16 protein-coding genes are annotated in these 20,694 nt (G+C 74.4%); 4 read left to right on the top strand and 12 right to left on the bottom strand.

Annotation, left to right across the window (positions count from 1 at the left end):
- Positions 1-18: 18 nt before the first annotated feature.
- Positions 19-3,996, top strand: coding sequence for a type VII secretion protein EccCa (gene eccCa, locus ACFMQL_RS25215; protein WP_378787305.1), 3,978 nt, complete (start codon positions 19-21; stop codon positions 3,994-3,996).
- Positions 3,997-4,098: 102 nt separating this feature from the next.
- Here the strand turns inward: eccCa and ACFMQL_RS25210 are convergent, their stop codons facing one another.
- Genes ACFMQL_RS25210 through mycP form a run of 7 tightly spaced genes read right to left on the bottom strand, consistent with a single transcriptional unit; the run spans position 4,099 to position 8,566 of the window.
- On the bottom strand, positions 4,099-4,524 hold the full coding sequence (locus tag ACFMQL_RS25210; RefSeq protein ID WP_378787303.1) for a YbaB/EbfC family nucleoid-associated protein: 426 nt from the start codon (positions 4,522-4,524) through the stop codon (positions 4,099-4,101).
- Complete coding sequence (locus ACFMQL_RS25205) at positions 4,521-5,000, bottom strand: hypothetical protein (protein ID WP_378787302.1); 480 nt, start codon at positions 4,998-5,000, stop codon at positions 4,521-4,523. The genes ACFMQL_RS25210 and ACFMQL_RS25205 overlap by 4 nt, the downstream gene beginning before the upstream one ends.
- A gap of 5 nt (positions 5,001-5,005) precedes the next feature.
- Positions 5,006-6,277, bottom strand: a complete 1,272-nt coding sequence (locus tag ACFMQL_RS25200; protein ID WP_378787301.1) for a hypothetical protein — start codon at positions 6,275-6,277, stop codon at positions 5,006-5,008.
- Between the two features lie 21 nt (positions 6,278-6,298).
- The gene (locus ACFMQL_RS25195) at positions 6,299-6,646 is read right to left on the bottom strand and encodes a hypothetical protein (protein WP_364056372.1); all 348 of its coding nucleotides are present in this window, start codon (positions 6,644-6,646) and stop codon (positions 6,299-6,301) included.
- Between the two features lie 4 nt (positions 6,647-6,650).
- The gene (locus ACFMQL_RS25190) at positions 6,651-6,941 is read right to left on the bottom strand and encodes a WXG100 family type VII secretion target (RefSeq protein ID WP_364056375.1); all 291 of its coding nucleotides are present in this window, start codon (positions 6,939-6,941) and stop codon (positions 6,651-6,653) included.
- 21 nt (positions 6,942-6,962) lie between these two features.
- Positions 6,963-7,304, bottom strand: coding sequence for a WXG100 family type VII secretion target (locus ACFMQL_RS25185; RefSeq protein WP_364056378.1), 342 nt, complete (start codon positions 7,302-7,304; stop codon positions 6,963-6,965).
- The gene (gene mycP, locus ACFMQL_RS25180; RefSeq protein WP_364056381.1) at positions 7,298-8,566 is read right to left on the bottom strand and encodes a type VII secretion-associated serine protease mycosin; all 1,269 of its coding nucleotides are present in this window, start codon (positions 8,564-8,566) and stop codon (positions 7,298-7,300) included. The genes ACFMQL_RS25185 and mycP overlap by 7 nt, the downstream gene beginning before the upstream one ends.
- A gap of 162 nt (positions 8,567-8,728) precedes the next feature.
- On the opposite strand from mycP, the gene ACFMQL_RS25175 reads away from it, so the two are divergent.
- Genes ACFMQL_RS25175 through ACFMQL_RS25165 form a run of 3 tightly spaced genes read left to right on the top strand, consistent with a single transcriptional unit; the run spans position 8,729 to position 12,715 of the window.
- Positions 8,729-9,352: a hypothetical protein gene (locus tag ACFMQL_RS25175; RefSeq protein ID WP_378787297.1), complete on the top strand. Its 624-nt coding sequence runs from the start codon at positions 8,729-8,731 to the stop codon at positions 9,350-9,352.
- A 10-nt stretch (positions 9,353-9,362) separates the two neighbouring features.
- Positions 9,363-10,610, top strand: a complete 1,248-nt coding sequence (locus ACFMQL_RS25170) for a hypothetical protein (protein WP_364056386.1) — start codon at positions 9,363-9,365, stop codon at positions 10,608-10,610.
- Positions 10,607-12,715 carry a protein kinase gene (locus tag ACFMQL_RS25165; RefSeq protein WP_378787295.1) on the top strand — a complete coding sequence of 703 codons (2,109 nt, stop codon included), beginning with the start codon at positions 10,607-10,609 and terminating at the stop codon, positions 12,713-12,715. The genes ACFMQL_RS25170 and ACFMQL_RS25165 overlap by 4 nt, the downstream gene beginning before the upstream one ends.
- A 123-nt stretch (positions 12,716-12,838) precedes the next feature.
- Here the strand turns inward: ACFMQL_RS25165 and ACFMQL_RS25160 are convergent, their stop codons facing one another.
- From ACFMQL_RS25160 to ACFMQL_RS25140, 5 genes are all read right to left on the bottom strand, one after another.
- Complete coding sequence (locus ACFMQL_RS25160) at positions 12,839-15,397, bottom strand: transglutaminaseTgpA domain-containing protein (RefSeq protein WP_378787294.1); 2,559 nt, start codon at positions 15,395-15,397, stop codon at positions 12,839-12,841.
- Positions 15,385-16,509, bottom strand: a complete 1,125-nt coding sequence (locus ACFMQL_RS25155) for a DUF58 domain-containing protein (RefSeq protein WP_364056395.1) — start codon at positions 16,507-16,509, stop codon at positions 15,385-15,387. The genes ACFMQL_RS25160 and ACFMQL_RS25155 overlap by 13 nt, the downstream gene beginning before the upstream one ends.
- Positions 16,506-18,677 (bottom strand): fibronectin type III domain-containing protein, encoded by a 2,172-nt coding sequence (locus ACFMQL_RS25150; protein ID WP_378787292.1) that lies wholly within the window; start codon positions 18,675-18,677, stop codon positions 16,506-16,508. Before ACFMQL_RS25150 ends, ACFMQL_RS25155 begins: the two co-directional genes overlap by 4 nt.
- A gap of 112 nt (positions 18,678-18,789) precedes the next feature.
- Positions 18,790-19,560, bottom strand: coding sequence for a methyltransferase domain-containing protein (locus tag ACFMQL_RS25145; RefSeq protein ID WP_364056401.1), 771 nt, complete (start codon positions 19,558-19,560; stop codon positions 18,790-18,792).
- A gap of 73 nt (positions 19,561-19,633) precedes the next feature.
- Positions 19,634-20,689 (bottom strand): LacI family DNA-binding transcriptional regulator, encoded by a 1,056-nt coding sequence (locus ACFMQL_RS25140; protein WP_364056404.1) that lies wholly within the window; start codon positions 20,687-20,689, stop codon positions 19,634-19,636.
- Positions 20,690-20,694: the final 5 nt, after the last annotated feature.

Here is a 20,694-nt window from a genome sequence, read left to right as displayed (position 1 = left end):
GGGGCTTGTATGGGCCCGGTGAGCGGCAGCCTGATCGTGGTACGCAGGCCCGAGCGGCGCAGGCCGCCGGAGCCTCCGAGCGGCGAGGTGCTTCTGGAGTCGCCGCCGGAGATCCCCGAGACCGTCACGGGCGGCGGGCTGACGCAACTGCTGACGTATCTGCCGATGATCGCCGGGGCGGGCGCGATGGCGCTGATGTTCACCGGCGGGTCGGCGCACAACCCGATCATGCTGGTCTCCAGCGGCCTGTTCGCGGTCTCCATGATCGGCATGAGCGTGGGCCAGCTCATGCGGACGGCGGGCGAGCGCCGCAACCAGCTCAACGGCCTGCGCCGCGACTACTACCGCTACCTGGAGCAGGTCAGGAAGCGGGTGCGTACGGCCGCCGCGCAGCAGCGCCGCGCCATGACCTGGAACCACCCCGACCCGGCCACCCTGTGGTCGCTGGTGATGACCAGCCGTCTGTGGGAGCGGCGGCCCCGCGACGACGACTTCGCCCAGGTGCGGATCGCCACCTCGGCGCAGCGGCTGGCGCTGCCGCTCATCCCGCCGGAGACCCGGCCGATCGAGGACCTGGACCCGCTGACGGCGGGCGCGCTGCGCAGGTTCGTGCGCACGCACGCGACCGTGCCGGGGCTTCCGGTGGCGCTGGCGCTGCACTCGTTCGCCAGGATCACGCTGTCGGGGGATCCGGTGGCGGCGCGCGACCTCGTACGCGCCGCGCTGGCCCAGGCGGCGGCCCTGCACGCGCCCGACGAGATGCGGATCTCGGTGTGCGCGGCGGGCGAGCGGGCCAGGGAGTGGGAGCCGGTCAAGTGGCTGCCGCACGCCCTGCACCCGTCGGAGGAGGACGGCGCCGGTCCCGTGCGGCTGGTCGTGGGCGACCTCGGCGAGCTCGACGGGCTGCTGGGCTTCGAGCTGAAGGACCGGCCGCGCTTCACCAAGGGCCTGTCGGCGGACGCGGTGCCGTACCACGTGATCGTGGTTGACGGCGGGACGGTGCCGCAGGGCAGCCAGCTCGCGCTCGACGTCATCGAGGGCGTCACGGTGATCGACCTGAGCGGCACGGTGCCGCAGGGGCCCGCCCAGCTCACGCTGCGGCTTGAGGTCACCGGGGACGAGCTGGTCAGGATCTCCGAGGACGAGCTGGGCAAGGAGGTCAGGTCACCGCTCGGCCGTCCCGACCGGCTGTCGCAGCCCGCGTTCGCGGCGCTGGCCAGGCAGCTCGCGCCGATGCGCACGGGCACGGGCGGTCAGGAGGAGGCACGCGACGTCTTCGCCGCCAACACCACGCTCACCGACCTGCTGCGCCTCGGCGACGCCCGGCGCCTGTCCACCGCCGTCACCTGGCAGCCGCGCCCGCTGCGCAACCGGCTGCGGGTGCCGATCGGTCTCGGCGCGGACGGGCGGCCCGTGGAGCTGGACATCAAGGAGGCCGCGCAGGGCGGCATGGGCCCGCACGGCCTCGTGGTCGGCGCGACCGGATCCGGCAAGTCGGAGCTGCTGCGCACGCTCGTGCTGGCGCTGGCGATCACCCACTCGTCCGAGACGCTGAACTTCGTGCTCGTGGACTTCAAGGGCGGCGCGACCTTCCTCGGCCTGGAGTCGCTGCCGCACGTCTCGGCCGTCATCACCAACCTGGAGGACGAGCTGCCGCTGGTCGACCGCATGCACGACGCGCTCCACGGCGAGCTGGTACGCCGCCAGGAGCTGCTGCGCGCGGCCGGCAACTTCGCCTCGCTGCGCGACTACGAGCAGGCGCGCGAGCAGGGGGCCGACCTGCGGCCGCTGCCGACGCTCTTCATCGTGCTGGACGAGTTCAGCGAGCTGCTGTCGGCCAAGCCGGAGTTCATCGAGCTGTTCGTGATGATCGGGCGGCTGGGCCGCTCGCTCGGCGTGCATCTGCTGCTGGCCTCGCAGCGGCTGGAGTCCGGGCGGCTGCGCGGGCTCGACACGCATCTGTCGTACCGGATCGGGCTGCGCACCTTCTCCGCCGCCGAGAGCCGGGCCGTGCTCGGGGTGGCGGACGCGTACTCGCTGCCGCCCGAGCCGGGCAACGCGTACCTGATGTTCGAGACGACCGGCATGACGCGGTTCAAGGCCGCGTACGTGTCGGGGCCGTACCAGCCGGCGGCGGCGCAGAGCCCGGCCACGGCGGCGCGCTCCGGCCACCGCGGGAAGATCGTCTGGTACGGCCCGGAACGGGTGCCGCTGCCGCCCGCGCCCGAGACGCCGCCGCCCGCCGAGGAGAAGGGCAAGCAGGAGAGCCTGCTCGACATCGTGGTGTCCCGGCTGGCCGGCAAGGGCCCGGCGGCGCACCGGATCTGGCTGCCGCCGCTGAAGGAGCCCGCCTCGCTGGACCAGCTCCTCCCCCGCATCGTGGCCACGCCCCGTCACGGGCTCACCGCCGCGGGCACCGCGCGGGACCGGCCGGGGCGGCTGCACGCCGTCGCGGGGATCGTGGACAGCCCGTTCGACCAGCGGCGGGATCCGTACTGGCTGGACCTGTCGGGCGCGGCGGGCAACGTCGCGATCGTCGGGGCGCCGCAGACCGGCAAGAGCACGCTGCTGCGCACGCTGATCGCCTCGCTCGCGCTCACCCACACGCCGAAGGAGGTGCAGTTCTACTGCCTGGACTTCGGCGGCGGCACCCTGTCGGCGCTGGCCGGCCTGCCGCACGTCGGCGGCGTGGCCACCCGGCTGGACGCCGACGCGGTGCGCAGGACCGTCGCCGAGGTGCGGGGCGTGCTGGAGCGGCGCGAGCGGCTGTTCGTGGAGCGGGGCATCGACTCCATGGCCACCTACCGGCGGATGGTCGCATCGGGCGAGTACGAGGGCGACGGCTGGGGCGATGTGTTCCTCGTCGTGGACGGCTGGGCGACGCTGCGCCAGGAGTACGAGCAGCTCGAACCCGACCTCGGCGACCTGGTGACGCGCGGGCTCGGCTTCGGCGTGCACGTCGTCGGCACCGCGAACCGCTGGCTGGAGTTCAGGGCCGGCGTGCGCGACCTGCTCGGCACCCGCCTCGAACTGCGGCTCGGCGACGCCTTCGACTCCGAGATCGACCGGCGGGCCGCCGCCAACGTGCCGGAGGGCGCGCCGGGACGCGGCCTGACCCGCGAGGCGCTGCACTTCCTCGCCGCGCTGCCGCGCATCGACGGCCGCAGCACCGTCGACGACCTCGCCGACGGCGTGTCCGCGCTGGTCGAAGCCGCCGCGGCGGCCTGGCACGAGCAGGGCGCGCCGCCCGTGCGGCTGCTGCCGTCCCTGCTGCCCGCCCACACGCTGCCGCTGCCGCCCGGCGACGGCGCCCGCGTGCCGATCGGCATCGACGAGGCCGCGCTCGCGCCCGTCCTGCTGGACTTCGACGCCGACCCGCACTTCGTGGTGTTCGGCGACACCGAGACCGGCAAGAGCAACCTGCTGAAGGTGATCGCGCGCGGCATCGCCGCCGCCCGCACGCCCATGCAGGCCCGCTTCGTCGTCATCGACTACCGCCGCTCGCTGCTGGACGCCACCGACACCGAGCACCGCGTCGGCTACGCCGCATCGAGCACCGCCGCCGCGACGCTGCTCAAGGGCGTGCAGGAGGTGCTGCAGGAACGGCTGCCGCCGCCCGACCTCACCGCCGAGCAGCTGCGCACCCGGAGCTGGTGGACCGGGCAGGACCTGTACGTGATCGTGGACGACTACGACCTCGTCGCCACCTCGGCCAACCCGCTCGCGCTCCTCGGCGACCTGCTCCCCCAGGCCCGCGACATCGGCCTGCACCTCGTGCTCGGCCGGGCGATGGGCGGCGCGGGGCGGGCCATGCTGGATCCCGTGGTGCGGCGGCTGAAGGAGATGAACACGCCCGCCGTGCTGCTGTCGGGGCCGCGCGACGAGGGGCAGCTCTTCGGGAACGTGCGGCCGCGTACGCTGCCGGCCGGGCGGGGTGTGTACGTGGATCGGCGTTCCGGAGACAAGCTCATCCAGACCGCGTTCCTGCAGTCCTGAGCCCGGCCGCTCCCCGCGGCCCTCGGCCGGTTCCGGTGTGCGGGCTGCGCAGAGTGCGGCCGCCGTGCCGGGCCGTCGTGGCCGGGTTCTACAGCCGGGGTTCTACAGTTCGCGTTCGATGCGGGCGAGTTCGGCCATGGCCTGGTCGAGCGCGGACTCGTACGCCTCGCGCGCCTCGCGCATGCGCACGTCGGCCGGGTTGTCCTGGGCGGACAGGTCCAGCGGGCCGTCCCCCACCACCTCGCGCAGCAGCTCGGCCGAGCGCGCCTGCAGGTCGGCCAGGGCCTCGGCGATCAGGCGCAGGATCGTCTCCGACAGGCGCTGCGAGCCCCACCGCATGGCCCTCGGGTCGATGTGCAGGCCGGTGACTCCCTCAGCCGAGCACTCGACCCTGACCAGGTCGTCCGGGTCACTGGCGGTGCCTGTGACGGCCAGGACCTGCTGGTAGAGGTCGTCCAGCCCGGTGTCGGGCTGCCGGGCGCGGTCGATCAGCCGGTCCAGGGCTCCTTCGTCGGGGATCGCCGTCACGTCTGTCTCACCTCTCCGTCTCCGGGCTCATCTCCCGGACGGGTCTCCGGACTGCTCCCCTGGCCCGTCTGACCGAACGGCGTCTGACCGAACGGCGGCCCGGGCGGCTCCTGCCGCAGCCTCGTCTCGCTGAACCGGGTCGCCACCGCCTGCTGGCCCAGCATGCCGCCGCCGAGCACCACCCCTCCGTAGAGCGCGAGCCTGCCCGGCGAGACCTTGGCCAGGTGGCCCACGACCTTGCCGAGCACGCCCTGCCCGCCCGCCGCGAACTGCCTGACCCGGCTGGCGATCGCGCCCGCCTGCCGGTCGGCCCTGATGCCGAACTGCGTGGCGGCCACCTCGGACACGGCCCTGGCGAACGGGTTGAGCTGGGCGTACCTGTGCATCACGCCGGCGACGTGCCCGCGTACAGAGTCGGCGACGACGGCGACGGTGCCGGCGTCCATGCGCTGCGAACCCACGGAAGCGTGGTCCATGCCGATCACCCCACCACCGGCGGCGGCGTGTCCACGGACGGGCGGAAGAAGTCGTCGTCGGCCCGCTGGGTGCCGGGGCGGCGCGCACTCTGCCGGTCGAGCGGCGCGCCCGCGGCCATCGGCAGGAACGGCACCCCGCCGGCACCTGCCGTTCCGGCCGTGCCCTGCCCGCCGGTCCCGGCCGGTAGGCCCGCCGGAGATGACCCGCCCACCACGGGGACGCTGCCGGGCCGTGCGGAGGGGCCCTGGGCGGTGGAGGTGTCCCTGCCTGCGGGAACGTGGCGGTCGGGCCTGGTGATCGGCTGGGCGACCGGGGTGGTGCGGGCCGTCCGCGGAACGGCGGCATGCGGCAGCACGCCGGTGGGGCGGGCGGTCTGCGGCTGCCGGGCGTTCTCCGCCGGGCCCGGCTGCCCGTCGGGGCCGGTCGAGAGAGGGCGCACCAGGTCCGATGTGCCGGTCAGGTGCGTGGTGCCGAGGTAGCCGGATGGGGTGGCGGTCACCGGGGTGCCTGTCGCTCCGGGGCCCGGCACGGCCGCGGGTGGGACGGTGCCCGGTGGGACGGCGGTGCCGGGTGGGACGGCGGCGCCGGGCGTGCCGGGTGGGACGGGCATCGTTGCCGGGGTCGTCTGCGGGGAGCCCGCCGTACCGGCCAGCTCCGTGCCCAGCCGCAGCGGGGTCGTGCTCTCCCCCGTCCCGTCGCCGCCGTCACCGGCGGCGGCAGGCGGCAGGTACGGCGCGGGCGAGGCCAGCTCCGCGTCCCACGGCAGCCGGTCGGGCAGCGCCGTGTGCGCATGATGGAAGGCCGCGTTGAGCCGGGTGATGAACGCCCTGGCCGCCTCGTCGGGGTCGTTGGTGGGATGGCGGGGGTCGGTCGATCCCGCGCCCATCGCGTAGTAGGTCTGCGGCTTGGTGGCCTGGTCGAACTGTTCCTTGGCCGTGGCCAGCTCCTGCCCGACGCTCGTCAGCGAGGGCGGGATCTCCTGCAGCCGGTCGCGCAGCGCCTGGAGGTAGGTCTGCAGCCGGTTCATCCGGGTGAGCATGGCGCGGGCCGACTCCCCGCCCCAGTCACCGTCGGCGACCAGGCGGGCCGCGCCGTCGCCGAGCGTGGTGATCGTGGTGGTGAGCAGCTCGGCGGTCTGCCGGTACGCCGCCGCGACCGGCTCGAACTCCTCCGGCCGCGTACCCATGATCAGCGACCTGATCGCGTCGCGGCCCCCGTACTGGTGGGGGTTGCCGCCCTGGAGGCAGCCGTTCTTGATCGGTTTGGGTTCCGGCACGCGTTCCTCTATCTCGCGCCTCTATCTCGCGCTGTCAGTGCGGCCCGCCACGCCCGCGGCCCGCTGGTCGGCGTCGCGTACGGTGGTCGCGGTGTCGGCCAGGTCGCCGATGACCCGCTGGACCTGCTCCAGCACGAACTGCAGCGAGTCTCCCGTGGCCTCGCGGGCGCGGCGCACGGTGTCGGCGTACCCCTGGGCGATGTCCCACGTCCCCGCGGCTCCCCGGCTCAGGTCCGGCACCTGGAAACGCGCCGCCTCCAGCCGGGGCAGCAGCTCCCGCTGCAGCTTGCCGGCCACGTCGAGGAGCGCGTCGGGCCGGCACACGGTGCGGTCCCCGGCGGCGGCCGGGTCGATGAGCGGCTCGTTCACCTGCTCAGCCGGTCCAGCGGCGCACGTTGACGTGCTCGGCCTCGCGCATGATGCCGGTGGCCTCCTGCAGCGACGGGCCGAAGCGCTGCATGGTGTCGCCCATCTTCACGACGGCGTCGTTCCACTGGCGCTTGGCCTCCATGTAGACCTCCTTGGCCGCGCCCTCCCAGGTCTCCAGCACCTTGAAGTCGGCCTCCAGGTCCGCCAGCTCGCCGACGAGATTGGTGTACGCGCGGCCGAGCTCGTTCGCGATCTCGTCCATCTCGTCGAAATTGGCGAGAATGATGTCGCTCATGTCAGCTCCTCGATCCGTGGTTCAGGAGACGGGCCCGGAGAATTCGCCGCCGGCGAGCGCGGCCCGGAGTTTCGCCGCCACATCGGTCGCCTGGGTGTTCGCCTCGTTGTATTGAATGCCGGTCGCCTTCAGGTTCTCGCCGATCGAGTTGAGCGCGTCGATGACCCTTCTGAACTGCGGCGTCCACTCGGCGAGAACCTGCTGGTAAACGGTGGCGGCCTCGCCCTGCCAGGCGGCGCCGAGCGTCTCGGGGATCTGCGTGAGCCGGTTGTAGATCTGCTCGATGTTGGCGACGGCCTGCTGCGCGCGTTCTGCGGCGCTATGCTGGCTGCCCTCGGTATAAGTGGTCGGTTGATTTACCACGGTGCTCCTTTCGGCGCGGCGCGGGCCGGGATATCTCCCGGATCAACGTAAGCGGGTTCCGGCGGGCCGGGCTGCGATTTCAACTTTCCTGTAAATGTCGCGGGGCCGCCCGCGCGCCAGCCTCTGCGCCTGGCCCTGGGCAGCATGAGCGCCACGAACACCACGATCGCGGTGACGCCCGCCGCGCCGGCGGTGATGCCGACGGCGACCGTACGCGTGCGCGGGTCCGGGACGGGCGCCGCGGGCAGCACGAGCGGCGGCGCGGCGGCGGCGCTCGCCGTGGCGGGGCCGTCGGGCGGCGGCAGCACCGAGGTGACCGCCTGCAGCGGGTTGATGAGTCCGGCGCCGGTGCCCGCCGCTCCCCCGCCCTCGGCGGTCTGCTCGATGCGGCGCTTGACCTGCCAGTGGTCGAGGTCCGGATATCGGGCTCTGACGAGGGCGGCGACGCCGGAGACGAAGGGGGCGGCGAAGCTGGTGCCGTCGAGCCCCGTACGGTAGCCGCCGCCCGTCCACGCGCTGGTGATCCCCGCGCCGGGCGCGGTGACGGAGACGCGGGTGGCGCCATTGGAGAAGTCCGGTTTGTCGCCGTCGGGCGAGGCCGCGCCGACCGCGATCACGCCGGGGTACTCGGCCGGGTACGCGGGCGTGACCTCGCCGCCGTCCTGCTCGACGTTCCCGGCGGCGGCCACGATGACCGCGTCCTGCTCCTGCGCGTACGCCACCGCCGCCTTCAGCTCGGGCGCGTCGTGGGCCTGCACGGACACGTTGATCACGTCGGCCCCGAGGTCGGCGGCCCGCCGGATGGCGGCGGCCAGCCGCGACACGTCGCCCGACCTGCCCGCGCTCTGCTTGATCGCCAGGATCTTCGCGGCCGGCGCCACGCCCAGCACCGGCACGCCGCGCGAGGTGAGGTCCTGGCCCGCGATGATGCCGGCCACCGCGGTGCCGTGACCGACGCAGTCGCGCGCGTCCGTCCCCGTGAGGTCCACCTGGTCGGTGACGACACCTCGGAGCTGCGGGTGCGCGGCGTCCACGCCGCTGTCCACGACCGCGACCCGTACGCCTTCGCCCCTGGTGAGCCGCCACACCTGCGAGAACCGCAGCCGTTCCTGCGGCCACGGCGTCCCGGTGACCTCGGCGACGCCGGGCTCGGGGTCGCAGGTGACCGCGCGCGCCGGGGTCGGGGACACCGGACGCGTCGGCGCCGGGGTCGGGGTGAGCGCCAGGAGGAGAGCGGCGGCGCCGTACCAAAGCGAAGGCACGAAACGGAAGTCTGCCCACATATCCGGCTGCTGTGGCTCTCTTAGAAATATCTTGAAATGGCGCTTCACCTGGCGGTGCGGCCGGTAGGCAGATGTCGGCACGTCCGTCGATCGTTGACGTACATGCCGATGCGGACACCGGTGCGGACGCGGGGAGTGAGCATGACGGTACCTGTCGCCGAGGGCGGCGACGGCAACGGCGCCCCCAGGCCGGGCATCGGGCTGTCGCGGCTACAGCGTCCCACGCGGACCGTCGGCCACGAGGACGCGATCTCCTCGCACGAGGAGCACGTCGGGCCGCGCAGCGTCGAGGACGCCTACGCCGACCACATCCACGACCACCGCAACGGCGACTACCCGCCGGAGCCTCCGCCCGCCCCGGCCCAGGCGCAGCTCGACGAACTGCTCGCGGCCAACCGTGTGGACCCGGGCACGACGAGCAAGACGATGTTCATCAAGATCGGCGAGTACGAGGACCCGCAGTCCGGCAGGCCGCTCCCATCGTCCCCGGTCGAGCGGCTGCGCCAGGACCTGGAGCGGCTGCAGGGCGCGGCGGGCGAGAGCCTGCAGGTCCGGCTCACGCGGGCCCAGCTCACCGAGCGGGAGCTCGGCACGTGGCAGGCCGCCATGGACCTCAAGTTCACCACCGACCAGGCGTACCGGACCATCGACGAGGCGATCGGGCGCATCACCCAGGTGTACGCGGCCGTGGTGCAGGCACTCGACGAGACCGTCAAGACCGCCAAGAGCGCTGACCAGGCCATCGCGGGCGGCGTCAGGAAGTGACGGAGGCCCGATGACCGACTACTGGGTCAGAGCGCTCAAGGACCCGCGGGTGCCGCAGATCGACGGCACCCTGCCGCAGTACGGCGAGGCGGAGAGCAGCGACGACATCTCCAACCTCATCCAGTCCACCAAGCCCGACAAGGTGGCCGAGGCCGGGCGCAGGTACACCGAGATCGCCGAGATGTGCGCCGAGTCGGTGGAGACGCTGCACCGCGAGGCCGCCCGCATCGCCGAGACCCTGGGCGGCGAGTCGCTGGAGGGCATCTTCGAGAAGATCGGCGAGCTCCAGCGCGACCTCGGCCGGCTCAGCTTCGCCGCCCAGTCCGTGGGCCAGCCCCTCATCTGGTACGGCAGGGACGTCCTGCCCTGGTTCCACAACAACGTGCCCAGGACCGGCAGCGTGGACCTGGACGACTGGATGGGCGACGTCGTCGGCACCGACACCAACGCCCACGCGCTCGCCCGCCACCACCTGCAGCAGCTCAACCGCTTCATCCAGGACGTCTACCACTCCATCGGCGACCACGTGGAGCAGCGGGCCACGGCTCCGGCGACCGGGATGCCGGACTTCGGGGCCGGTCCTGGGCTGGGCCTGGGCGGCGGGCTGACCGAGAACCCGTACAAGGGGTTCGGCTCGACGCCGGACCTCGGCGACGGCCTCCCCGGTTCGGGCGTTCCCGACATGCCGGACTACGAAGACCCGTCGCTGCGCGACCCGTCGATTCCGGACCCCTCGCTGCAGGACCCGTCGTCGCAGGATCCGTCGTCGCAGAACCCGGGGCTGGAGAACCCCGCGCAGCCGGACCCGTCCCAGCAGAACCCGGACATGCGGACTCCGTCTTCGGACGACCCGGCACTGCGGAACCCCGGCCTCCCGAACCCCGGCCTGCAGCGTCCCGAGCCGCAGAACCCGGCGCTGCACCAGGCCGAGCTGAGCAACCCGGCCACGAACCTGTCCAGCCTGCCCAACACGAACGTGCCCGCGCCGCAGGCGTTCGTGCCCGGCACGCCCACCGGCTCAGGCCCCACGGTCGTGCCCGGCAGCGTCGCCGCCACCGGCCTCGGCAGCAGCGGCCTCGGCGGTTCGGCCACGCCCGGCGCGGCCGGCCTCACCGGCGGGCCGATGGGCATGATCCCGCCGCTCGGCGGCGCGGCCGGTGCCGGGCAGGAGCGCGAGCGGGAGCGCATGAAGATGCCGCTCACCGAGTACGACCCGTTCGACAGCGATGACCTGGGCGGCCCGCCCCTGATCACATGACCGCGCTCGCCGACCGGGTACGCGGTCATCACCTGCTCGGACCGGCCGGCCACGACGGCCCCTGGACCGTGCACCGGGCGCGCTCGGCGACGACCGGGGCGGACGTACTGGTCAAGACGCTGGCCTGCCACCGTGTGGACAAGCGGGCGCTGAAGCGGATCATCCGCGGGTTCGGCTTCCCCGCCGAGCTGTCCGCCCACGGCGGCGTGATCCCCGTCCTGGAGGTGGGCGCGACCGGCGACGGGCGACCGTACCTGGTGACGCCCCCGCACGACGGCCCCACCCTCGCCGAACGCCCGGGCCGCGACCGCCCGATGCCACTTGACCAGGCCGCCGCACTCGTGGCGGCCGTGGCCCGCGCCGTCGCGGCCACGCACGCGGCGGGCGGCGTCCATGGCCGCGTCATCCCCGAGAACATCGTGCCGGCCGGGAACGGCGTGAAGCTGACCGGATTCGCCATGTCGGCGCTGATGTCGATAGTGGAGCTGCCGGACGGAACGCCGCCCTCGGTACACGCCTCCCCGGAGGAGCTTGAGGGCCGCCCGCCCGTGCCCGCTTCGGATGTGTACGCGCTGGCTTCGACGGCGTACGAGCTGCTGACGGGCCGTCCCCCGTTCGCGCTGGACGGAAACGTGGCAAAGTTCGCCCTCGCCGTCCTGACCGAGGCCCCGCCGCCACTGCCCGCGTCGGTCCCCGAGGACCTGGCCGCCACCCTGATTCAGGCCCTCTCCAAGGATCCGGCCGCGCGCCCCGCCGCCACCGACCTGGCCACCACCGCCGACAAGCACGCCGCTCCCGCACACAACGCCCTGCCCCAGGCGACCGGCACCCCGACCAGGCAGCATCCGCCCGCAGGCGTTCCCACCGACCAGCGTGGCCCCGCCAACGGCCCGCACGTCATCGGCGGCGAGCCGGGGGGTGCGGCGGGGTCGCGGCCGCCGTTCGGCGAGGCCGGCGGGCCCCTGCCGGCCGGGCATCCGTCCGGATCCTCGGCCGCGCCCTCAGCTCAGTCGGCCGCGGAGCTGCCGCGCACCGCGCTGTTGCCGGAGCCCGGTCCTCAGTTGCCGCGGACGGCGCGGCTGCCCGTGCCGGGCGCGCCCGGTTACGGGGAGCCGTCGTCGTCGGCCGAGCAGTCGGAGGCTAAGGTCCTTTCACCGGCCGGGCCGCCTGGGCGCGGAGAGGCGTCTGGAACCGGGCAGGGCGAGGTTTCCGGTGCCGAGCGGTCGGGGCCCCGGGAGCTGGTGTGGACCGTGGACTCGGAGCGCTCCCGGGTCAGGCCCCCGGCGGGGCCGCAGCCGTTCCTCCCGCCGCCGCCCGAGGCGAGTGCGCCCGCGCAGGCCCAGGACGCCGCGCAGGAGCGGCGGCGCGGGCGGATGCCGTTGATCGTGGCGGGCGTTTCCGCGCTTGCCGTACTGGCCGGTGCGGGCAGTGTGGCGCTGGCGATGAGCGGCGACCGGGGCGTCACCTTGACGGCCGACAGCGGGGCCGGCGCCACGCCGCCCGGTGACCCGGCCGTACAGGACGACCAGTCGAGCGACGACCGGTCCGGCGATGGCCGGCCTCAGGACGGTGTGGTCCACGACGGCCGGCCGCAGAGCGAGCAGCCTCAGGACACGCGAAACCGAGACGGGCGGCAGCAGCCCGACGCGCGGGCCACCGGCGGTCAGCCGCAGGCCGTGCCGTCGCCGGCTCCCGAGCAGGGCACGGCCGACCCGGCCACCTCCCCGCCGGCCACGCTCAGGACCCCCGACCCGGCCACGCTCACCGCCTACCGCCCCAAGAACCTCAAGCTGGTCGCCGACAACGGCACCACGGTGACGCTGTCGTGGAAGTCGGCACGCAAGACCCAGTACCCGGTGATCGTCCAGCAGGCCCCCGATGACCGGCTGATGTCGGCGCCGAGCGGCAGCACCACGTACACGGTCGGCAAGCTCGACCCCGGCACCGGCTACTGCTTCAAGGTGGGCGCGGTGGTCGCGCTCGGGCAGCCGTCCTCGGTGGCCTGGTCGTCGTCGCTGTGCATCAGGGGCGCGGCGGAGACCGGCACGGAGGACGACGTCCAGCCCCCGATCGTGCTCCCCCTGGTCACGCCACCCTCCAGCTGACCTTCGCCGAGCCACGCCCCGTCCGGGCAGACCTCCAGCCGAGCCACGCGCCGTCCCGCTCACCTGGACCGAGTCCCACGAGGGCCCGTCCAGCCGACCTCAGCCGCACCCGTCCAGCCGACCTCAGCCGAACAGCGACACCGGCGACAGCCGCCCGGCCGCCCGACGCAGCACCCCCACGTTCCCCTTCACCACCGCATCCACAGCGGCATAGTGCCGCCAGGCGAGGTCGGCGTCCGCGGCGTCCACGGGGGTGTCGCCGAAGGTGGCGAGGTTGGCCAGTTCGGCGAGGGCCGTGAGCGGTTCGCGGGCGGCGGGGTCCAGCGCCCGTTCCGCCAGGAACGCCACCTCACCGGCGGTCAGCGTCCCCGTCGTGACGGGCAGGCCGGCCGTGCGGAGCCGGGTGACGGTCTGCCGCCAGGCTCCGACGACGCGGGCGGCGGGCGAAGGAGCCCTGCGGCGGCGCGCCCGGCGTACGGCGGGGACGATCGCTACGGCGAGCAGGTAGACGGCGGCCAGGCCCCCGCCGGCGGCGAGCCACATCAGCGGCCCTGCCGAGGCGTCCTCGTCGGGGACCGGCGGCGGGGTGGGGCGGTCGGTGGAAGGCTTGGGCGTCGGCTCGGCCTGACCGGCGGAGTCGTTGATGGCCTGCTCGATCTCCTTGGCCTGCTTGGGCGCGCCCTCGGCGACGTCGCCGCCGTCGCCGGAGCGCGTACGGGACGGCGTCGGATAGAACGGCACCCACCCGATGCCGTCGAACTCGACCTCCGCCCAGGCCAGCACGTCGCCGCCGCGCACCTGCCGGACGCCGCCCTTCTTCTCTCCCGGCCGGAACCCGACGACGATCCTGGTGGGCAGCCCGAGCGCGCGCCCCAGCAGCGCGAACGACGCGGCGAACTGCTCGGTCGTCCCCCGCTTCGATTCGGTCAGGAAGAACTCGATGCTGCGGTAGCTGTGCCCGGGAGGCGCGTTGACGTCGTTCACGGCGTGCTTGCGCAGGTAGGAGGCCAGCTTGGCGGCCTGCTGGCCAGGGCTGCGTGCTCCCTTGGTGGCGCGGCGGGCGATCTCGCCGAGGCGGGCGCGCTGCGGCGGCGTGCGGCCGTCGGGCCCGTCGGGGAGGCGGCGCTGCTCCGGGTCGTCGGCGGGGGTGGCGTGGCGCAGCTCGGCGGCCGGATATCTCCGGATTCCTGAGGTCACGCGGTACGTCAGGCCCTCCCGCGCCTGCGTGCTGGCCAGCATGCCGGTGGCGGGATCGACCACGAGGTCCGTACCGGTCGCGGAGAGCGGCCTGTCGGCGGCGGGCAGCCACGGGCCCGGCAGCTTCTGCACGGTGAAGCGCTGCTCCACGGTCTCGCGCGTGGCGTCGTCGGCGCCGGGCACGCGTCCGCCCGTGGGGACGAAGCCGGCGCTGGACGTCCAGCTCACACCGTCGAAGGTGTCCAGGACGGCCAGCCGCAGGTTCGCGTCGGACGACGTCTCGACCGTGAACAGCTCGCGCCGCGGGTTCTGCAGCCACGCCGACACCTGGTCGAGCGCGCTCACGCCCTTGATCGGCCGCGGTGGCGGCTGCTCGACGAGGGTCCGTACGTCGAAGGGCCGCTCGGCGATGGGCAGCACGGGCGCCACGACGGTGGCGGCCAGCACCAGCAGGGCGAGGAGCGGCACCCCCGCCGCCACGGCGAGCGGCGACCTGCCGGTCCTGACCAGGCCGAGCAGCAGGACGAGGCCCGCGAAGCAGGCCGCGTACGGCACGACCGTCCCGCCCCCGGCCACCCCCAGCACCACGGCCACCGCGAACACCGGCAGCGCGGCGACGGCGGGCAGCATCGCGGCACGACGGCGCAGCGCCAGCTCGGCCGCCACGGTCGCGGCGGCCCAGACCAGGAAGCTGACCAGCACGATCGCGGGGCTGCCCGGGGCGGCGGGCAGGATGGTGGTGAGCAGCCACCCGCCCGCGTCGCGCACACCGGTCAACGCCGCGCCGGCGGCGGACGGTCCGGGCAGGAACCCGAGCCACGCCTGCTCCCTGAAGAGGGTCGCCGACACCGTCGTCAGCCAGGCCAGCACACTGATCGGGATCGTCCCCCACAGCGGCAACCGCCCCGACAGCGCCAGCGCCAGCACGCACGGCCCGCCCGCCGCCGGCCCGACCACGGGCAGCAGCGACTCCAGCGGGAACACCCCGTCGAACGCCAGCCCGGCACAGGCCGCCAGCAGCCCGGCCACGACGACGGCCGCCGCCTTCCGCCCAGCGGACTCCCGCTCCCCGGCGCCCGATCGGGACCCGCCTTCGCGGCCCTGCCCGGCCGAGGTCCCGTGGGCGGCCGCCGTCGCCGCGTCGCCTCGCCCGGCCGGTCCTGCCGCACCGCCCGAGCCGGGTGCTCCTCCGCCGGGCGCCGCGCCACTCCCGGCAGCGGCGAACCCGCCGCCCGGCCCGGACGCCGGGCTGCTCTCCCCGGGCGCGGGCATGGAGGTCTGCGCCGGGGCGGAGCGGGACGGCGGCTGTCCCGGAACCTGGGACTGCGCCGGTGCGGCCTGCGCGAACGTCGCGCCGGAAGGCTGCGCGGGTGCGGGACCCGCGGTGCCGGAGGGCGGTCGTCCCGTGGCCGCGGTGTGTCCCGTCGGGTGGCCGTCGGGAGAGGGGCCGCCGGGGGCCGGTGGGGGTGGGGTCAGCGTGGCCATGCCGCCGCCAGCTCGCCGAGGTCGGCCGCCTCGATGACCGTCACCCCGGCGGCACGGGGCCCGCCATCCGCTGCGGGCGCGCCGACGCGGACGAACAGGACCTGGTCGAAGCGGCGCCGCAGCGCCGCCGCGTCCGCCAGGGCCGCGTGGTCGCCGCTGACCAGCACCAGCGCTCCGCCCGCCCCCGCCTGGCGGAGCGCGTGGCGCGGGGGTTCGGCGCGGTCCGAGCGTTCCACGAGGGTGAGCCGGTCGAGGACCTCCTCGTCCTCGCCAGGGCCGCCCTTGGCGTGCAGCAGCTCGCCGTCCCCGGTGAGCACCCGTACGGGGAACCGGTCGCGGGCGACGGCGCAGGCCGCCGACGCGGCGACGTCCACGGCCAGCTCGAACGCGTCGTCCCCCTCGTACGACGACGCGCGGGTGTCGAGCACGACGACGGTGTCCGGCAGGTTGACGTCGGTCAGCTCCTTCACCATGAGCGTGCCGGTCCTGGCGGTGGAGCGCCAGTGGACGTGCCGCAGCTCGTCTCCGATGACGTACTCGCGCAGGCCGTTGAAGCTGCTCGCCCCGGCCGGGGCGGAGCGGGAGGCGAGCCCGTCGAGGTGCCGGCGCCGCCCGGAGTGCAGCGGCGTGAGCGGCACGGTGCGGGGCCGTACGAGGAGCACGTCGGCCCGCCCGTACGCGATCGAGCGCCGCGCCAGCCCGAACGGGTCGCCGCGGTCGAGCAGCAGCGGCCCCACCTGCGTGCGCCCGCGCCGCCGGGTGGGCAGCCGGTACGACACGGTGCGCGCCGACCGCCGCGCCAGCGACGGCACGTCCACGGTCACCGTGGTGTCCCTGCAGGTGTCGCGCGCGACCAGCCCGGAGTGCCTCCACCGGCCGGCGTTGCGCACGTGCAGGACGGCCACGGCCGGTTCGCCCCGGGCCACCTTGACCGGCGTGACCTCGCGCCGCACCTCGAGCCGGGCGCCGCGCAGGGTCCACAGCGCGCCGGCGCCCACGGCGGCCAGCCCGGTCACCGCGAGGACCGCCGCCTGGCCGTAGCCGAGCGGCGCGCCCGCCGCGTAGACCAGCGCCGATGCCGCGGCGAGGCCCCACCCCGCGCGGGTGATCATTCGCACTCCCAGAGCGGGGCGGCGGGGAAGCCCCCCTTCGGCGTGTTCACGAGCACGTCGTTGAGCCAGCCGTTGCCGTACTGCGATTCGATCTTGTTCCAGACGTCGCTGCTCTGGCCGGTGTACTCGTCGGTGTAGGCGGGGCCCTTCTGCTGGCAGAGCACGGTGAGCGTGATGTACACGCCCTTCGGGATCTTGCCCACCTCGCCGCCGCCGGGCGCGGAGCGGATGAGGGTGTTCACGTCGTCGTTGTTCGCGTTCTTGAACTGGGCGGACGGCGGCTTCAGGTCGGCGGTGGCCTCGGCGCGCTCCTCGCTCTCGCCGGCCTCGTTCCTGGCGCGCAGCGTCCACGTGTAGCTCTGGCCGTTCTTGAGCCCGGTCACCTCGGCGCTCGTGCCCTCCGGCTGCGCGGGGTGCTGTCCTGGGCCCTCCAGGATGTACGTGACGCCGTCCTGCGCGTTCTCAGGGGCCGACCAGGTGAGGTCGGCTCCGTGGTTCTTGCCCTTGGCGGTGAAGCCGGAGGGTGCGCCGGGGGCGACGCAGGGACGTACCGGGATGGACGGGGCCGACTCGACCTCGCCGCCGTCGTACACGGCGACGACCTGGAACGTGTACTCCTGGTCGCACCTGCCGCCGGTGACCCGGAACTGGAACGGCCCGTCCGGCCTGACCTGCGACGGCGTGACGTCGCCGTCGCTCGGGCCGCCCTTGAGCCGGTAGCCGGTCACCTCGCCCTTGGACGAGGGCGTGAAGACGATCTCCATCCAGCCGGGGCCGGAGTTAGCGGTGACACCGCCCGGCGGGTCGGGAGTGACCGTCGGCGTCGGCGTGGGGGTCGGAGTCGGTGTCGGGGTCGGCGTGGGAGTCGGCGTATGGGTGACCGTCGGCGTGGGGGTGGCGGTGACCGTCACCGTCGGCACGGCGGTCGTCGTCCGCGCGGGCACCGTGGTCGTCGCGGTCGGGACGTTCGTGGTCGCCGTGGTGACGACCGTGGGCCGCACGACGGTCGGAACGTTGGTGGGCTCGGGCAGCGGCGTCGGGGTGTCGTTCTGGCCGAGCGCCTCGTCGTACTTGCCGACGCGGTGCTGCCTGCCGTCCTCCTCGATGACCAGGGCGACCTCGCTGAACTGGTCGTTCACCCAGAGCAGCCCGTCCTTGACGAACACCTCCAGCGGGCCCGACTTGCCGGTCACGACCCGGTCGGCCTCGAAGCGCTTGGCCACCGTGTCGTACACGATGAGCTTGCCCGCGCTCTCGTCGGGGATGTAGATGCGGCGGCCGAGCGCCTGCGGCGCGCCCAGCTTGCCGCCCTTGACCGCGACCGTGGTGAGCGCGCCGGTGGAGGTGTCCACCAGCACGAGCGCGCCCTGCTTCGGCGCGAGCACCGGCACCACCTGGCTCTCGGCGACGGCGGGCACGAGCAGGCCGGCGCCGCCCGCATCGGTGATCGTGCTGGGCAGGCTGACCTGCAGCCTGGTGCCGGTGCCGCCGATCACCAGGGCGGTGGCGGCGGCGGAGTTGGTGACCAGCGGGACACCGTTCGCGATCGTCAGCGAGAGCGGGTCTCCGGGCTCGCCGACCGTGACCGCCTTGCCCTTCTGATCGCCGTTGATCTGGACGAGCGTGCCCTCCTCGGGGACGGGCACCCACAGCGTGCCGTTCTTGTCCAGCCCGCCCTGCCCGAGCGGCGGCTTCAGCGTGATCGGGGCGCCCATCGTGTCCACCGTCAGCGGGTTGAGCTGCTGTACGGTGCCGCCGCGCGGGTCGATGGCGTACGCCTTGCCCGCGCCCATCACGAGCTGCATGCCGCCCGCGCCGAGCTTGCCGGTCTGCGCCACCTCGAGCTGGGTGGGGTCGATGCGGCTGACCTGGCCGGTGGACTCGTCCATGACGAGCACGTTGTCGCCGTCCTGTACGACCTTGAGCTCCTGCCCGTCGGCGGAGGCGAGGTCCACCCGGCCGTCGAGCTGGCCGGACAGGCCGTTGGCGTGCACCACCTCGCCGTTGAGCGCGCTGGCCAGCCAGGCGCCCACGTCGGAGAGCTTCGGCCGGGCACTGGAGACACCCGTGCCCAGGAACAGGCCCACTCCTACCAGCGCGACGGCCAGCGCGGCCGCGACGATCCCCGCCGCCCGCCGCCCCGCCGCGCTCCGCCACCGAACGGCCACTGCTTCACTTCCCGCGAACTTCATGCGCATACGTGTCCGCGGACACACTAGGGCGCGTCCGGAGGATCCCGAGGTCCCTTCAAATAACGTGGAAATGTCGTGAAATAGCACCTCAGCCGGGTCGGCAAGCCAGCAGCGCGAAGCGGTGGGCGGTGGCCTTGAGCGGGCGCCCTCGGGTCATCTCCTCGTGCAGGCAGCGGAGGCGGGCGTCGTACGCCGTCACGTCGAAGCCGGGGATCTGCCACGAGATCAGCCGCAGGAACAGCACGAGCGCCCCGATGTCGTGGAACGTCGTGGTGAAGGCGGCCTCCTCGCTCCACACGACGTCGAGTCCCGCCGCCCGCAGGCCGGCGACGGCGCCGGCGAGGTTCCATGCGGCGTCCTCGTGGGGCGGGGCGGCCAGGGCGGCGTTCAGCTCCTCCAGGTCGCGTCCGCCCACCTGCTGGGTGAGGTACGTGCCGCCGGGGGTCAGGAGGCGGCGGATCTCCTCCGGCCGGTACGACTCATGCCGGTTGATGATCAGGTCGAAGGAGGCGTCATCGAACGCGGCCGTGCCCTCGGCCACCTCGACGCCGAGGGGTTCCAGCCTTGCCCTGGCCACCGGGACGTTGGGGGCGTACTCCTCGGTCGCGGCGGTGCGCGGGGGCAGCGGGGCGAGCGAGGAGAGCAGCTCGCCGCCGCCCGTGCCCAGGTCGAGCAGCGCCTTCGTGGCAGGGAGCCGGTCGCGCACCATCGTCTCGTAGTCCCACGGCAGGCCCCCCTCGTGCGTCACGCGGTCGCCGAACAGCGAGAAGTCCCAGCCCTCGAAGGGGGTGTCCAGCGCCTCGCGGATCAGGTCGTCGTAGCCCTTCATGCCCGCGAGCCTGCCGGACGGCTCCGCCACCGCGCACCGCATCATCGGGTGGGAGATGAGAAGGGGCGGCGCGGCTCGGCGGCCCCGTCCTCGCCGGTGACGGTCAGCGGGGTGGGGTGCTGGCGCGGAGGATGACGCGGGCGGGGAGGCGCACCCCGGCCTCGCGGGCGCCGGCCTCGCAACCGGTGTCGCCGTCCGGCAGCGCGAGGCGTACGGCGGCCGCGCCCGCCTCGCGCAGCGGCACCGCGACCGAGGTCAGCGCCGGCACGACGTCCACGGCGGGCGCGATGTCGTCGAACCCGGCCACGCCGACGTCCGGGCCCGGCCTCACCCCGGCCTCGCGCAGCCCGGTCATCGCGCCGATCGCCATCACGTCGTTGACCGCGAACACCGCGTCGACGTCCCCGATCCCCCGCTCGGCGAGCCGCCGTGCCGCCGCGTACCCGCCGTCGCGGGTGAAGTCGGTCTCGACCGCGATCGGCTCGGGCACGCCGGACCCGGCGAGCCCGGCCAGGAATCCCTCGTGCCGCTCGCGCGAAGTGCGCAGCGCGGCGGGGGCGTGGAGGACGGCGAAGCGCCGGTAGCCCGCGCCGAGCAGGGCGCGGGCGAGCTCGGCCGCGCCGCCCGCGTTGTCGATGGTCACGGTCGGGTACGGCAGGTCCCGCTGGCTGATCATGACGGCCCGCCCGCCCGCCGTCCGGTACGCCTCCAGCTCCTCCACCAACGCGTCCCTGGTGCCGGCCCCGTCGATGCGGCTGCCGGTGACGATGACGACGCGCGGGCGGGTGCCCCTGAGCGTCCTGACGATCTGCAGCTCGCGCTCCGGCGAGCCGCCGGCCACCGCCATCGTGACGATGAGCCCGGCGGCCTCGGCCTCTTCGATCACCCCTGCGGCGATGGCGGAGAAGTACGGGTCGGCCACGTCGCGGACCACCAGCGCGACGGTCCTGGTCGAACCCCTGGCGATGGCCTGGGCGGACAGGTGGGGCCGGTAGCCGAGCCGCTGCGCGGCGGCGCGGACGCGGGCGACGTTCTCCGCCCGGACGTTGCGGGCGCTGCCGTTGAGCGCCCGGGAGGCGGTGGCGACGGAGACCCCCGCCTCCCTGGCGACGTCGTGCAGGGTCGGCGGCGCGGCCTGCCCCTGCGGCCCGTCAGCCACGCCGC

The organism is Nonomuraea fastidiosa (assembly GCF_042751225.1).
In the GTDB taxonomy this organism is placed as follows: Bacteria; Actinomycetota; Actinomycetes; order Streptosporangiales; family Streptosporangiaceae; genus Nonomuraea; species Nonomuraea fastidiosa.
This window is presented reverse-complemented; position numbering and strand designations above follow the sequence as displayed.